Genomic DNA, 212 nt, shown 5'->3' with positions numbered 1-212 from the left:
ACAAGGGTTGCGCTCGTTGCGGGACTTAACCCAACATCTCACGACACGAGCTGACGACAGCCATGCAGCACCTGTGTACTGGTTCTCTTTCGAGCACTCCTCAATCTCTCGGGGATTCCAGCCATGTCAAGGGTAGGTAAGGTTTTTCGCGTTGCATCGAATTAATCCACATCATCCACCGCTTGTGCGGGTCCCCGTCAATTCCTTTGAGT

General features: G+C 52.8%; 1 rRNA gene. It reads right to left on the bottom strand.

The features are described from left to right. Positions 1–212 (bottom strand): 16S ribosomal RNA (locus tag KO538_RS29820); the annotation flags it as partial.

The organism is Janthinobacterium sp. NKUCC08_JDC (genome assembly GCF_019345575.1).
Lineage (GTDB): Bacteria > Pseudomonadota > Gammaproteobacteria > Burkholderiales > Burkholderiaceae_D > Janthinobacterium > Janthinobacterium aestuarii.
Note: the sequence above shows the minus strand (reverse complement) of the source record. Positions and strands in the feature narration are given on the sequence as shown.